This is a genomic window from Blattabacterium cuenoti (assembly GCF_014252395.1).
Taxonomy (GTDB): Bacteria; Bacteroidota; Bacteroidia; order Flavobacteriales; family Blattabacteriaceae; genus Blattabacterium; species Blattabacterium cuenoti_AA.
Window position 1 is genome coordinate 429355 of the sequence record NZ_CP059219.1, and the last position, 14225, is coordinate 443579.

The window sequence follows — 14225 nt, forward strand, 5'->3', positions numbered from 1 at the left end:
TTTTATTTATTATGTTTTTTTTGAAAATGTTTTATATCTTGATCAAATAAATATAATCCAACTTTATCTTCTCCTATTAACTTAATTTTATCTAAAATCATTTTAGTTAATGCTTCTTCTTCTACTTGTTCTTCTAAATACCATTGTAAAAAATTATATGTAAAATAATCTTTTTCTTGTAAAGAAATATCTACTAAATTATTTATTTTTTTAGAAATTTCTTTTTCATGTTCAAATAATTCTTGAAATAATTCTTTTAAAGAAATATTATTATATATTATTTTTTTATAAGAAATATTATTATCTAAAATAACATCTCCCCCTCTTTTATTAACATATCTTATTAATTTTAACATATGCATTCTTTCTTCATTAGAATGATCATATAAAAATTGAGATATTCCTTCAAAACCTTTTTTTTCTACCCAAGAAGCCATAGAAAGATATAATTGAGAAGATTTTAATTCTCTATTTAATTGTTTTATTAATCCTGTTTGTATTTTTTCATTAAACATATTTATTATTAATTAATTTTTTTAAAAAAAATTGCATTTTTCTTTTTAAAGAATCAGTTGCAATTAATAAAGGTAATCTGACATATGGTTTACATATTCCTTTTATATCTAAAAGAGTTTTTATTCCTGTTGGATTACCTTCTTCATAGATTAAATCTATAATTTTTTTTATTTTATAAAAAATAGAAAAAGCTTTTTTTGCATTATTTTCCATTGATAATGATACCATTTTTGAAATTTTATCAGGAAATCCTTGAGCTATAACAGAAATAACCCCTTCACCTCCTCCTAATATAACAGGTAAAGTAATAAAATCATCCCCTGATATTACACTAAAATTTTTTGGTTTTTTTTCAAGTATTTTATAAGATTGTAAAATATTTCCAGAAGCTTCCTTTATTCCTATTATATTTTTAAAATTATGAGCTAATTGTAAAACAGTATCTGGTAAAATATTAGATCCTGTTCTTTTAGGAACATTATAAATAATAATATGAGCTTCTGTATAATTAACTATAGATTTAAAATGTTCATATATTCCATTTTGAGATGGTATATTATAATAAGGAGAAACTGAAAGGATAGCATAAAAATCTGATAAATTTTTTATGCTATTTATTTTATTTATTACATTTTCTGTATTATTCCCACCTATTCCTAATATTAAAGGAAGTTTTTTATAATTTGATGATTGAATACATTTAATAATATCTTGTTGTTCTTCTTTTTTTAAAGTAGCAGTTTCTGCTGTTGTTCCTAATGCTACTAAATAATTTACTCCATTATCTATAACATATTTCACAAGATTTTCAAGTCCATTAAAATCAATTTTTTTATCCTTTTTAAAAGGAGTAACTAACGCTACACCTGTTCCATATAATTTTTTCATAGATTAGTTTACTACATTTGATATAATAAATATCGTTGTTATTTCATATTGAAATATCATTAATCATTGTTTTTTTTTAAAACAGATGTAAGCGCGCATAAAAAATGTAATTAATAGTCTCTTTTTGTTCTTGGTCTAGCTGCAGAAACTATAATATTTCTACCCATAAATTCTGTCCCATTTAATTTTTCAATAGCCTGTTTAGCATTTTCCTCATTAGACATTTCTATAAAACCAAAACCTTTACTTCTTTTATTTGATGTAGTTTCATCAAATATTATTTTAGCATGAGTAACTTCTCCTATAGATTCAAAATGTTTTTTTAATTCTTGTTCTGTCATATCATAAGATAAATTACCTACGTATAATTTCGTATTGTCCATATTAAAAATAAATTGTTTTAAAAGCAAATTTAGATAAATATTTTTTCTAAAATAAATATATAACTCAAACTTAAATAGGTTTTTTAAATTTTAATAAAAAATTATCTTTTATATCCACTAAAAATAAAAGTAAAATTTTCAATTTTTTTTATCTTAAAAACAAACTAAAACTTTTATAAAAATAAAAAGAATAATCATTCATGAATAATTTCTCTATTATATCATCATTATTAGATAATGATTTTTATAAATTTACTATGCAAAATGCTGTTATTAAATTATTTCCATTCGCAAAAGCTAAATATGAGTTTATAAATAGAGGAAAACATTTTTTTCCAAAAAATTTTGATAAAATATTGAAAGAAAATCTTAATAAAATGGCATATTTAAAACTTTCAAAGGAAGAAAGAGTTTTTTTAGAAAAAAATTGTCCTTATTTAGATTCTTCTTATTTAGACTTTCTAAATAAATATAGATATAATCCAAAAGAAGTAAACATATATCAAAAAGGAAAAAATATAAAAATGAATATAGAAGGATTATGGAGTAGTACTATTTTATGGGAAGTTCCTTTAATGGCTATTATATCTGAATTATATTATAAGTTAACAGGAATTAAACCAATATCAGATAAAAAAATTATAATTCTTACTAAGAATAAAATAAAAAAATATAAAAAATTACAAGTTAAAATTGGAGAATATGGAACAAGAAGAAGATATTCTTATCAAGTACATAAACTAGTATTAAAAATTTTAAAAAAAGAAGGATATCCATTTTTTATAGGAAGTAGTAATGTTCATTTTTCTCATATTTTTTCAATAAAACCTATTGGAACTCAAGGTCATGAATGGATTATGTTTCATGCAGCTAAATATGGATTTAATATAGCAGATCGTATAGCTATGGAAAATTGGTTACATATTTATAATGGAAATTTAGGAATTGCTTTATCTGATACATTTACATCTCCTATTTTTTTTAAAAATTTTAATAAAAAATTATCTAATATTTTTAAAGGAGTTAGACATGATAGTGGTAATCCTATTTCTTTTATAAAAGAAACAATAAAACATTATAAAAAATTTAAAATAAATCCTATCAAAAAAAAAATTATATTTTCTGATAATCTAAATCCATATAAAGTAGCATATATATCTTCTTTTTGCAAAAAAAAAATAATTCCTTTTTTTGGAATAGGTAGTAATTTTACTAATGATATAGGATATCCTTCTATGAATATTGTTATAAAAATGGTAAAAGCTTTACCAGAAAAAAAATGGATATCAGTAATAAAATTATCCAATGTAAAAGAAAAAAATACTGGTAAAAAAAATGTAATTTTTTTAGCAAAAAAAATTTTACATATATAAAATTTTAAAATACGATATTATAATGACATAATGTCATCTAATATAAAAATATGGAAAATAAAAAAAAAATTGATCATTCAAATAAAAATTTTTATATAGAAAATTTTGGATGTCAAATGAATATTTATGATAGTGAAATAGTAGCTTCTATTTTATTAAAAAACGGTTTTTTTTTATCAAAAAATTTAGAAAAAACAAATATATTTTTGTTAAATTCTTGTTCTATACGAGAAAAAGCAGAATTAACAATAAAAAAAAGATTAAAAGAATTAAATTTTCTTAAAAAAAAGAATCAAACTATATTTATAATGATAGGGTGTTTTTCTAAAGAATTTAAAAAAATTCTTTTAGAAGAAAAAAAAATAGATTTATTTATAGATCCTGATTCTTACAAAAAAATTCCAAATTTTATAAATCATTTCATAAATAAAAAAAAATATTTTCATATTACTAATATTTCTAAAGAAACATATGAAGATATATATCCATTTCATTTTAATAAAAAAAATAATATAACTGCATTTTTAAGTATAACAAGAGGATGTAATAATATGTGTACATTTTGTATAGTCCCCTTTACTAGAAAAAGAGAAATAAGTAGTAATCCATATTCTATCATAGATAAATGTAAATATTTATATAAAAATGGTTACAAAGAAGTAACTCTTTTAGGACAAAATGTAGATTCTTATAAATGGGAAGGATTTTATGAAAAAAAAAAAATATTTATAGATTTTTCTAATCTATTAGATATTTTAGCTAAAAAAATACCTTTTATGAGAATACGATTTTCTACATCTAATCCTCATGACATGTCTGATAAAGTATTAAAAATAATTTCTAAACACTCAAATATATGTAAACATATACATTTACCTGTTCAATCTGGAAGTAATAAAATACTAAAATTAATGAATAGAAAATATACACGTGAAAATTATCTTTCCTTAATTAAAAAAATTAAAAAAATAATACCTAATTGTTCTATTTCTCATGATATTATAACAGGTTTTTGTAATGAAAAAGAAAAAGATCATCAAGATACAATTAGTTTAATGAATGAAGTTGTATATAATTATGGGTATATGTTCTCCTATTCACCAAGACCTAATACTTATGCATATAGAAAATTAGAAGATAATGTTCCTTCTTATATAAAAAAAAAAAGATTAAAAGAAATTATAGATTTACAAAGAGAACATTCATTTTTTAGAATGAAAGAATATTTATATAAAATACAAGAAGTTTTAATAGAAGGAGAATCAAAAAAAAATAATAAATATTGGTATGGTAGAAATACTCAAAATATAGTTGTAGTTTTTCCAAAAAAAAATTCTAAAATAGGTGATATAGTTTTTGTAAAAATAAAAGAAATTACATCTGCTACATTAATAGGAGAAATTCAATAAGAAAAAATAAAAACTATGGAATCTATCCAAAATATAAAAAAAAAATTTGGAATCATTGGATATGATTATGCTTTACATAGAGCTTTAGAAAAAGCATTACAAGTAGCTTTTACTGATATTTCAGTATTAGTTCTTGGAGAAAGTGGAGTAGGAAAAGAATTTATTCCAAAAATAATTCATCAATTTTCATATAGAAAACATCATTCTTATATTGCTGTTAATTGTGGTGCTATTCCAGAAGGAACTATTGATAGTGAACTTTTTGGACATGAAAAAGGTTCTTTTACTGGAGCTACAAGTATGCGAAAAGGTTATTTTGAAGGTGCTAATGGAGGAACTATATTTTTAGATGAGGTAGGAGAACTTCCTTTAACTACACAAGTTCGTTTACTTAGAATTTTAGAATCAGGAGAATTTATTAAAGTAGGATCTTCAAAAATTCAAAAAACAGATATTAGAATTGTAGCAGCTACTAATTTAAATATGATAGAGGCTATACAAAAAGGAAAATTTAGAGAAGATTTATATTACCGTCTTAATACTGTGCAGATTAATGTTCCTTCTTTACGTTTTCGTAAAAATGATATTAAATTTTTATTTAAAAAATTTTCTAATGATTTTGCGGAAAAATACCATATGCCTAAAATAACACTTACTAAAGAATCTATAAAATATTTAGAAAATTATTCTTGGCCTGGAAATATAAGGCAATTAAAAAATATTATTGAACAAATTTCAGTAGTAGAAACAGAACGAGAAATTACTATAGAAAAATTAAAAGAATATATTCCAGAAAATATTCCTTCTTTATCTTTTCCTAAAGATGAATCTTTTATTCATGATTATTCCAGAGAAAGAGATTTTCTTTATAAAATTTTATTTGATATGAGAAAAAATCTTAATGATTTAAAAAATATTACTTATGAATTAATAAAAAATAATTCAAATGCTAGATTTAGTGAAAAAAATCAAGAACTTATAGAAAAAGTTTTTGGGAAAAGAATAACTGCTAAAGATTCTATTTTTCAATTAGAAGATTCTTCTAAATCTTCCTCAGAAGAGGATTTAGATTATGAAGAAATAGAAGAAGATTTTTCAAAAAAAAATGAATTATATTCTTTTTCTTTGCAAGAACGAGAAATAGAACATATTCAAAAAATTCTAAAAAAAAATTATGGAAAAAGAAAAAAAACAGCTAAAGAATTAGGAATTTCTGAGAGAACTCTTTATAGAAAAATAAAACAATATGGATTATAAATTATTTTTTATTTATACATTTTTTTTTATTAGTTGTTATCAACCTACTTTTTATTCATTTTTTAGTCAAAAAAAAACTATAGAAATTGGAGAATTTATAGAAAAAATAAATTTACCTGGAAGATCTATTTCTTTTGATTTTAAAAAAAGTTTAGAAACTTATATAATAAAACATGGTTATTCTAATTTAGTATTAGAAAATGGAAATATTATTTTGGAAGGAATATTTTTAAATTGTACTATTAATAATTCATTTAAAAAAATTCAAATAATAACAAAAATTTTTTATAAAGATAATTTAGACCCTAAAAAAAATTGGGAAAAAAATTTTACTATTTCAGAAAATTATTATAAAGAAGATAATATTTTTTTAGATAAAACAATAGATGAAATTATAAAAAAATTAACAATTAAAGTATATAATAATATAATATTATAAAATTATTGTTTATGACAAATATATCTATTACTATATTTAGTTTATTTATTATAGTAACATGTATTTTATTTATACTAGTAATATTAATACAAAATCCAAAAAAAGAAAGTATAAATCAATATTTTATGGAAAAAAATTTTAGATTTTTTGGTATAAAAAGAACAAACACATTTTTAGAAAATATTACTTGGTTTTTATCTATTGTCATATTTTTTTTAATTTTTATTTTTAATTTTTTATTAAAAACAAAATAATTATTATGACATAATGTCATTTAATATTTTTTTTAAATAAAAAAATCAAATTATTTTTCATTTGGCATGTTTTTGGCTTCTGAACGATTAGTATCGTTAACCTTAAAAATTATTTAAAATATGGCGGAAGTAAAGATTAAACCTTTAGCGGATCGTGTTCTTATAGAACCAGATCCTGCTGAAACAAAAACATCTTCAGGTATTATCATTCCTGATACTGCAAAAGAAAAACCACAAAAAGGAATTGTTATAGCGGTTGGAAAAGGAAAAAAAAATGAACCTATGATTCTAAAAGAAGGTGATAAAGTTTTATATGGAAAATATTCTGGAACAGAATTAAAATGGGAGGGAATAGAATATCTTATTATGAGAGAATCTGATATAATAGCTATTATAAGGTAAATTTATTAAATTAAAAAATTATGGCAAAAGATATTAAATTTGATATTGAAGCGAGAGATAAATTAAAAAAAGGTGTAGATGCATTAGCTAATGCAGTTAAAGTTACTTTAGGACCAAAAGGACGTAATGTTGTATTACAAAAATCTTTTGGAGGACCTCAAGTAACTAAAGATGGTGTTACTGTTGCAAAAGAAATAGAATTAGAAGATTCAATAGAAAATCTTGGAGCTCAAATGGTTAAAGAAGTAGCTTCTAAAACTAATGATGTAGCTGGAGATGGTACTACAACTGCAACTGTATTAGCACAAGCTATTGTCAGAGAAGGATTAAAAAATGTAGCAGCTGGAGCTAATCCTATGGATTTAAAACGAGGAATAGATAAAGCCTTAGAAGTCGTTATTTTTGATTTAAAAAAACAATCTAGAGAAGTAGGAGGAAATACAGAAAAAATAAAACAAGTAGCCTCTATTTCTGCAAATAACGATGAAAAAACTGGATCATTGATAGCAGATGCTTTTGAAAAAGTAGGAAAAGAAGGAGTCATAACTGTAGAAGAAGCAAAAGGAACAGACACATCTGTAGATGTAGTTGAAGGTATGCAATTTGATAGAGGATATCAATCACCTTATTTCGTTACAAATACTGAAAAAATGATAACAGAATTTGATCAACCTCAAATTTTATTATCCGATAAAAAAATAGCGGCAATGAAAGATTTATTGCCTATATTAGAACCTGTAGCTCAATCAGGTAAACCTTTACTTATTATTTCTGAAGAAGTAGAAGGAGAAGCTTTAGCTACATTAGTAGTTAATAAAATACGTGGAACTTTAAAAGTTGCAGCTATTAAAGCTCCTGGCTTTGGAGATAGAAGAAAAGCAATGTTAGAAGACATAGCTATTTTAACAGGAGGTACTGTTATTTCTGAAGAAACAGGAAGCAAATTAGAAGATGTTAAATTAAATATGCTAGGTAAAGCTGAAAGAGTTATTATAGATAAAGATAATACAACTATTGTTAATGGAGGTGGAAATAAAAAAAATATAAGAGCTCGTGTAGATCAAATTAAAGCACAAATAGAAACTAGTACATCAGATTATGATAAAGAAAAATTACAAGAACGTCTAGCAAAATTAGCTGGAGGTGTAGCAGTTCTTTATGTTGGAGCAGCATCTGAAGTTGAAATGAAAGAAAAAAAAGATCGTGTTGATGATGCTTTAAATGCTACTAGAGCTGCAGTAGAAGAAGGAATTGTAGCAGGAGGTGGAGTAGCATTAGTTCGTTCTATTAAAGCTTTAGATAATATAAAAGTAGATAATTCTGATCAAGATACTGGAGTTCAAATAGTTAGAAGATCATTAGAAGAACCATTGCGTCAAATTGTAGCTAATGCAGGAGGAGAAGGATCTGTTGTTGTAGCTAAAGTAGCTGAAGGAAAAGGAGATTTTGGTTACGATGCTAAAATTGGAGAATATAAAAATATGATAGTAGAAGGAATCATAGATCCTACTAAAGTGGCTAGAGTTGCATTAGAAAATGCAGCTTCAGTATCTGGAATGTTATTGACTACTGAATGTGTTGTTACAGAAATAAAGAAAGATGAAACTAATTCAGCACCTGCAATGCCTGGAGCTGGAGGAGGAGGAATGGGAGGTATGATGTAAATATAAAAAAATAGTGTCTATATAGACACTATTTTTTTTTAAAACCAATTATTTTGAACTTTTAAAGTTTGTTCTATAACATCTCTAACACATCCTTTACCACCTTTTTTTGGTGAAATATATTTAGATATATTTTTCACTTCTTGAACAGCATCTATTGGAGAACAAGGTAAAGCTACAGATTTCATGATTTCAATATCAGGAATATCATCTCCCATATAAAGAATTTCTTTTTTTGTAATATTTAATATATTACAATATTCATCTAAATACCTTTTTTTATTATCAACACCTTGATAAATATAACGAATATTTAAATTCCTTAAACGTCTAAATACCATTAAATCTGATCCTTTTGTAATAATACATAAATTATATCCTTTTTTTTTTGCTAATTGCATTGCATATCCATCTTTAGCAAACATTTGACGAACCATATTTCCATCCGGAAAAAGATTTAAAGTACAATTAGTTAATACTCCATCTACATCAAATATAAAAGTATTAATATCATTCATTATATTCATGTAATTATTCATAAAATCAATTATTGTCATAAAAAAAAGATTAACATAAAAAACAAGACAATAATCAATTAAATAATAATAAAAGTTAAAAAAATATTAAATAATAATTTAACGATTATTATGTATTACTAAATTAAATATCTTCAAAATTAATATTTGTAAAATTTTTTACTTCTGATATTTTTTTTTGAACATCTTTAATTTCTTGATTATATGTATGATTATTTTTAAAATCTTTTTGATGACGTTCTGAAATTACTTCCCTACCTTTTTCATTAATAATAAATCGAATCATATCATCAAGTATACTCTGAAATTTTGAAAAATCTTCTTTATATAAGTAAATCTTGTGTTTTTTATAAGTGATTTCACCCGTTTCAGAAAAATTTTTTTTACTTTCAGTAATAGTTAAATAATAATCACCAGCTCTTGTTTCTCTTGCATCAAAAAAATAGGTACGACTACCAGTTTTTAAAGTTCGTGAGCAAATTTCATTTCTTTCTTTGATATTTTCTTTTTCGTCCATTTCAAAAAATATTATAATCCTATATAAAGCAAATCTAAACAAAAAAAATGTTCTATACTATTTTGTATTATAATTATTTAAAATAAATTTTTTTTATAAAAAAAATTTTTATTTATTATTTTTAATATTTTTCCATTTTTTAAAATAAAAAATAAATCAAAATCAGATATATAAGAAGTATCATGAGTAATAATAATAATAGTACTATTTTTCATATTTTTTTTTATACAATTAATTATTAATTTTCTAGTTAACTGATCTATAGCAGAAAAACTATCATCAAATATAATAATTTTTGGATTTCTTACAAGTGCTCTTGCTATACATATTCTTTGTTTTTGTCCTCCAGATAAAGTAATACCTTTTTCTCCTATAATAGTATCATATCCATATTTAAAATTTAAAATATCTTTTTCTATCATAGCTTTTTTTGCAGCATTATAAATTTGATATGGATAAATTTTTTTATCTAAACATCCTAATGCTATATTATTATAAATTGAATCAGAAAAAAGAAAAGATTCTTGAGGAACATAACCTATATTTTTTCTTAAATTATATAAATTATGATTTTTTATAGAAAGATTATCTACAAGTATTTCTCCTTTATATGGATCATATAAACGAGATATTAATCTACCTATAGTAGATTTACCAGAACCTGTTTTTCCTGTTAAAATTAAAGTATTTCCACTCATTACAGTAAATGATATTTTATTTATTATAATATTTTTATCATAAAAAAAACTAACATTTTTAAATTGTATTTTACCAAAAATTTTTTTTTTTATAAATTTTTTTTTATTAAAAATATTTGGTTTTTCTTTTAAAAATTCACTTATACGAATTTGTGATACTTTAGCTCTTTCTACAATAGAAACAACCCATCCTAATATAATAAAAGGAAAAATTAAAATATTTATATATGTAAAAAATTCAGCAATAGTACCTATTTCTTTTATTTCTCCATGAAAATATTTTTTTCCTCCAAAAAAAAGAATTAATAAATGGCTTATACCCATAAAAAATATTATAATAGAAGATAAAATAGTATCAATTTTTGCTAATTCTATATTTTTTTTATGATAAATTGATATAATTTTTTTATGTTTTTTATAAAAAAATTTTTCCGCTACAAATGATTTAATAATATGAATTCCAGAGAAAGTTTCTTGTATAAAAGAACATATAATAGATTGATTTTTCTGTACTTCTTCACTTTTTTTAGTAATAAAAATACTTATATAATAAACAAAAATAAAAAGAATAGGAATTGGTAAAATAACATAAAAAGTTAATGATTTATTTATTCGTAACATTTGTATAAAAACCATAAAAAAAAGAACCAAAAGATTAAAAAAATACATAATACCAGGACCTATATATTGTCTTATAAATGATACATCTTCTGTCAGTCTATTCATTAAATCTCCTGTTGAATTTTTTTTATAAAAAGTCAAACTTAATTTTTGATAATGTAAAAAAATATCATTTTTTATATCAAATTCTATCATTCTAGATGTTGTAATTATACATTGACGCATATAATATTTTACAATACCTCCTATAATTGGAACTATTAATATTATGCTAGTATAAATGAAAATATCTTTTTTTAGATTAAAAATTTTTGATGTATTATTTGAAATATCTATAAATAAATTTTTTATGATATTAATAGATTTTCCTATATAAGGTATAGGAAGTAAAGTTAAAATATTTGATAATAAAATTAAAATAATCCCTATACACAAACGTAATTTGTACCTTTGACAATATTTTTTGCTAAAAGCAAATAAATTACTCATATAACATATAAAAATATAACTTTTTTTAAAGTTTATAAATACACAAATTTTATTATGTATAAAAATTAACATTATTTAAAAATGTCAATAAGACGAAATTTTAGAATAAAAAGTCTACAATTTTTATATGCTCAACATTTATCAAAAATAGATTCAAATAAAGTTGAAAAAGATATGCTTAATAATATAGAAGAATTACATTATTTATATATTTTTCTTCTTTATTTAATTTTAAAAATTAGAGAAAATGCTTTAAAAACAATAAAAAATTTTCATAAAAAACATCATATAAATGAAATGAAACTTATACATAATTTTGCATATAATTCTGTAATTAAAATATTATCTAATAATAAATATTTAATAAAAGAATATAATTCAATAAAAAATTCTAAAAAAACATTATGGAAAAAAAAAGATGAATATATTTTTCTTTTTTTAAAAGAAATACAAAATAAATCAATTTTTCAAATTGAAAATTTTTTTTATAAACCGTGTAATACTTTTGAAGAAGAAAAAAAATTTATAATACAATATTATAAAAATTTTATTATTTCTAATAAAAAATTAATAGAAATTATAGATGATTTATATATTAATGGACAAGAAAATTTATATATAGCACATAATATGGTATATAAAACTTTACATTTTATAAAACATTCTACTTCTAAAAATTTTAGATTATATAATATTTACAAAAATGATGAAAATATTAAATTTATTACTGATTTATATAGAAATACAATATTTCATAAAAAAGAATTTAATAATTTAATTAATGATATATCAAATAATTGGGATATAAATAGAATAGCAATTCTAGATTTAATTATATTGCAAATGGCTATTTGTGAATTTTTATACTTTCCTAATATACCACCAAAAGTCACTATGAATGAATATATTGAAATTACAAAAATTTTTTGTATGGAAAAAAGTAAAATTTTTATCAATGGTATATTAGATCAAATATTTAAACTATTACATAAAAAAAATAAAATATTTAAAATAGGAAAAGGTTTAATGTAAATTAAATAATTATTAATATGTTACAACAAAATTCTATAGCAAATACTATTTGGATGTTTGCTTTAATTTTTATTATATTCTATTTTTTTATGATACGTCCTCAAATACGAAAACAAAAAATTGAAACAAAATTTCAAAAAAATTTAAAAAAAGGAAATTATATAGTAACTAATTCAGGAATACACGGAAAAATTATAGATGTAGCAGAAAATTTTTGTGTATTGGAAATTATGTCTGGTAAAATAAAACTTGAAAAAAATATAATATCTAAAGATTTAACTGAACTTTATTATGGAAATATAATTAAAAAAATAGAAAAAAAATAAAATTTATGTTAATAGGAATAACAGGTAAAATAGGATCCGGAAAAAGTTTATTTTCTTCTTTTTTTAAAAAAAAAGGAATACCTATATATTATTCAGATAAAAGAGGAAAAATATTAATGAATGAAATAGATTATATAAAAAAAAATATAATAAAATATTTTGGAATAAATTCTTATAAAAAAGGAAAAATAAATAGAAACTATTTATCAAAAATAGTTTTTAATGATTCTATTGCATTAAAATTATTATGTACCATAGTACATCCATGGATTTCAATAGATTTTAAAAATTGGATGTTTTCTATGCAAAAAAATGCTTTATATGTAATAAAAGAATCTGCTATTTTATTTGAAAGTGGAAATTATAAAGAATGTGATTTAATTATTACTATTAAATCTACTATGGAAAAAATATTGGATAGAATTAAAAAAAGAGATAATTTAAATGAAAATCAAATTATAAATCGTATAAAAAATCAAATATCTAATAAAAAACGAGAAAAAAAATCTAATATCATTGTTAATAATTGTTCATCTATTACTTTTTTATTAAAAAAAGCAGATATAATACATAATAAAATAATAAAAATAAAATATGGGAAAAGGAGATAAAAAAACTAAAAGAGGTAAAATAAAAAATAAAACTTATGGAAATCTTCGTCCAAATCCAAAAAATATGAAAAAAAAGAAAAAAAATTAAATTTATTCTTCTTCCTTTTGATAAAAAACTGACATAAAATATATTAATTGTCCTAAACTACCTAAAGCATGAACTACATAAGTCATAGATGCCCATCTTAATGAATCTTTCACTTTACGATATTCTTGATAATTTACAATATTTTTATTTCTAAGCCAAGTTAAAGCTCTATTACTAGCGTCAAATTCTATTGGTAAAGTAATTAATGAAAAAAGAACAACCATAAAAAATAAACCTATTCCTAATTGAAGAATAAAAGAATCTTTTCCACTGGATCCATAAAACATACTAATTCCGTACATTATAGCAATATTAGTAAATTTTGAAGCAAAATTTAAAATAGGAACTAAATAATTTCGTAATTCTAATAAATTATAATTTAATTTATGTTGTAAAGCATGACCACATTCATGAGCAGCAATTGCAATTGCTGTTATAGATTTTTTTTCATAAACTTTTTCACTTAAATTTATTGTTTTATTTAAAGGATTGTAATGATCAGTTAATTCTCCTTCTGTTGAAAGAACATGTACATCATAAATACCATTTTCTGTTAACATTTTATCTGCTATTTCTTTTCCACTCATATTAGAATGTAAATAAAGTTTACTATATAATCTTAATTTATTTTGTAAAATAGTATTTACTATAACACTTACTAAAAAAGTAGTTCCTACAACTAAATAATAATTCATATCTATTTTTTTTAACAAAATTATTAA

18 protein-coding genes are annotated in these 14225 nt (G+C 21.3%); 11 read left to right on the forward strand and 7 right to left on the reverse strand.

Annotation, left to right across the window (positions count from 1 at the left end):
* Nucleotides 1-2 precede the first annotated feature (2 nt).
* The 3 genes from H0H36_RS02125 to H0H36_RS02135 form a co-directional block, all read right to left on the reverse strand.
* Nucleotides 3-515, reverse strand: a complete 513-nt coding sequence (locus H0H36_RS02125) for a ferritin (protein WP_185869454.1) — start codon at nt 513-515, stop codon at nt 3-5.
* Nucleotides 508-1404 (reverse strand): 4-hydroxy-tetrahydrodipicolinate synthase, encoded by an 897-nt coding sequence (gene dapA, locus H0H36_RS02130; protein ID WP_185869455.1) that lies wholly within the window; start codon nt 1402-1404, stop codon nt 508-510. Before dapA ends, H0H36_RS02125 begins: the two co-directional genes overlap by 8 nt.
* A gap of 110 nt (nt 1405-1514) precedes the next feature.
* On the reverse strand, nt 1515-1787 hold the full coding sequence (locus H0H36_RS02135; protein ID WP_185869456.1) for an RNA recognition motif domain-containing protein: 273 nt from the start codon (nt 1785-1787) through the stop codon (nt 1515-1517).
* A 200-nt stretch (nt 1788-1987) separates the two neighbouring features.
* Here H0H36_RS02135 and pncB point away from each other — a divergent pair, with 200 nt between their 5' ends.
* The 7 genes from pncB to groL all read left to right on the forward strand — a co-directional run bounded on the left by pncB (nt 1988) and on the right by groL (nt 8585).
* A complete protein-coding gene (gene pncB / locus H0H36_RS02140; protein WP_185869457.1) occupies nt 1988-3160 on the forward strand; it encodes a nicotinate phosphoribosyltransferase in 1173 nt (390 codons plus the stop codon).
* A gap of 50 nt (nt 3161-3210) precedes the next feature.
* The gene (miaB, locus tag H0H36_RS02145) at nt 3211-4569 is read left to right on the forward strand and encodes a tRNA (N6-isopentenyl adenosine(37)-C2)-methylthiotransferase MiaB (RefSeq protein ID WP_185869458.1); all 1359 of its coding nucleotides are present in this window, start codon (nt 3211-3213) and stop codon (nt 4567-4569) included.
* A 15-nt stretch (nt 4570-4584) separates the two neighbouring features.
* Entirely contained in the window at nt 4585-5826 is a 1242-nt protein-coding gene (locus tag H0H36_RS02150) for a sigma-54 interaction domain-containing protein (protein ID WP_185869459.1), read from the forward strand.
* Nucleotides 5816-6265, forward strand: coding sequence for a hypothetical protein (locus tag H0H36_RS02155; RefSeq protein ID WP_185869460.1), 450 nt, complete (start codon nt 5816-5818; stop codon nt 6263-6265). The genes H0H36_RS02150 and H0H36_RS02155 overlap by 11 nt, the downstream gene beginning before the upstream one ends.
* Before the next feature lie 11 nt (nt 6266-6276).
* Nucleotides 6277-6519 (forward strand): preprotein translocase subunit SecG, encoded by a 243-nt coding sequence (secG, locus tag H0H36_RS02160; RefSeq protein WP_185869461.1) that lies wholly within the window; start codon nt 6277-6279, stop codon nt 6517-6519.
* A 120-nt stretch (nt 6520-6639) separates the two neighbouring features.
* Nucleotides 6640-6921: a co-chaperone GroES gene (locus H0H36_RS02165; RefSeq protein WP_185869462.1), complete on the forward strand. Its 282-nt coding sequence runs from the start codon at nt 6640-6642 to the stop codon at nt 6919-6921.
* A 20-nt stretch (nt 6922-6941) separates the two neighbouring features.
* A complete protein-coding gene (gene groL, locus H0H36_RS02170) occupies nt 6942-8585 on the forward strand; it encodes a chaperonin GroEL (RefSeq protein WP_185869463.1) in 1644 nt (547 codons plus the stop codon).
* Nucleotides 8586-8623: 38 nt separating this feature from the next.
* Here groL and H0H36_RS02175 read toward each other — a convergent pair whose 3' ends face one another.
* The 3 genes from H0H36_RS02175 to H0H36_RS02185 form a co-directional block, all read right to left on the reverse strand.
* Nucleotides 8624-9124 carry a KdsC family phosphatase gene (locus tag H0H36_RS02175; protein WP_185869909.1) on the reverse strand — a complete coding sequence of 167 codons (501 nt, stop codon included), beginning with the start codon at nt 9122-9124 and terminating at the stop codon, nt 8624-8626.
* A gap of 121 nt (nt 9125-9245) precedes the next feature.
* A complete protein-coding gene (locus H0H36_RS02180) occupies nt 9246-9638 on the reverse strand; it encodes a DUF3276 family protein (protein WP_185869464.1) in 393 nt (130 codons plus the stop codon).
* A gap of 77 nt (nt 9639-9715) precedes the next feature.
* On the reverse strand, nt 9716-11446 hold the full coding sequence (locus H0H36_RS02185; RefSeq protein ID WP_185869465.1) for an ABC transporter ATP-binding protein: 1731 nt from the start codon (nt 11444-11446) through the stop codon (nt 9716-9718).
* Nucleotides 11447-11527: 81 nt separating this feature from the next.
* On the opposite strand from H0H36_RS02185, the gene nusB reads away from it, so the two are divergent.
* The 4 genes from nusB to H0H36_RS02205 are packed head-to-tail and all read left to right on the forward strand — an operon-like array spanning nt 11528 to nt 13503.
* Nucleotides 11528-12478, forward strand: a complete 951-nt coding sequence (nusB, locus tag H0H36_RS02190) for a transcription antitermination factor NusB (protein ID WP_185869466.1) — start codon at nt 11528-11530, stop codon at nt 12476-12478.
* Between the two features lie 8 nt (nt 12479-12486).
* Entirely contained in the window at nt 12487-12804 is a 318-nt protein-coding gene (gene yajC, locus H0H36_RS02195) for a preprotein translocase subunit YajC (RefSeq protein WP_185869910.1), read from the forward strand.
* 5 nt (nt 12805-12809) lie between these two features.
* Nucleotides 12810-13415, forward strand: coding sequence for a dephospho-CoA kinase (coaE, locus tag H0H36_RS02200; RefSeq protein WP_238786190.1), 606 nt, complete (start codon nt 12810-12812; stop codon nt 13413-13415).
* The gene (locus H0H36_RS02205) at nt 13399-13503 is read left to right on the forward strand and encodes a 30S ribosomal protein THX (RefSeq protein WP_185869467.1); all 105 of its coding nucleotides are present in this window, start codon (nt 13399-13401) and stop codon (nt 13501-13503) included. The genes coaE and H0H36_RS02205 overlap by 17 nt, the downstream gene beginning before the upstream one ends.
* A gap of 2 nt (nt 13504-13505) precedes the next feature.
* On the opposite strand, the gene H0H36_RS02210 is transcribed toward H0H36_RS02205, so the two are convergent.
* Nucleotides 13506-14198, reverse strand: coding sequence for a zinc metallopeptidase (locus H0H36_RS02210; RefSeq protein WP_185869468.1), 693 nt, complete (start codon nt 14196-14198; stop codon nt 13506-13508).
* Nucleotides 14199-14225: the final 27 nt, after the last annotated feature.